The organism is Paraburkholderia sp. RL17-347-BIC-D (assembly GCF_046027915.1).
Lineage (GTDB): Bacteria > Pseudomonadota > Gammaproteobacteria > Burkholderiales > Burkholderiaceae > Paraburkholderia.
On record NZ_JARESS010000224.1, the window covers coordinates 1 to 670 of the forward strand.

The window sequence follows — 670 nt, forward strand, 5'->3', positions numbered from 1 at the left end:
CTGGAAGTGCTGATGGCCGCGTCGCTCGTTCTTCTCCTTGGACGACAGATTCTTGCCCGGGTCAGACTTCTGCGTACGTACAGCATCCCCGAACCGGTTGTCGGCGGCCTGCTTGTATCGCTGCTGGTGTTTGCGTTGAACCGCGCCCTGCAGATCGACGTCCGTTTCGATACCACGCTTCAAGTGCCGCTGATGCTGACGTTCTTCGCCACCATCGGCCTGAATGCAGACCTCGCCCGACTGAAGGCGGGCGGGCGCTCGCTGATGGCCTTTCTGGGTGTCGTGGTCGGCCTGCTCGTGATGCAGGATGCGCTCGGTATCGGACTCGCCTGGGCACTGGGCCAGGAGCGGTTGCTCGGCCTGCTTGGGGCGTCCATCACGCTATCGGGTGGCCACGGCACGGGTGCGGCATGGGCCAAGGTGTTTGCCGAGCGCCACGGCCTCGCATCGGCGACCGAAATTGCGATTGCCTGTGCCACCTTCGGTCTGATACTCGGGGGATTGATCGGCGGGCCGGTCGCGCGCTTTCTGATCACCCGCTATCGGCTTGCCCCGAATCCGGAGACGGAAGGTGCAACCTCGACCGGTTTCGAGGAGCCCAATACGGTACGGCCGATCACCGCGGAGGCCGTCATCGAAACCGTCGCGCTGATTGCGGTTTGTCTTGCCG

General features: G+C 63.9%; 1 protein-coding gene. It reads left to right on the forward strand.

From position 1 onward, the window contains the following. The coding region (locus P0D96_RS48280; RefSeq protein ID WP_408321427.1) for a sodium/glutamate symporter at positions 1–670 on the forward strand (670 nt) is incomplete at both ends.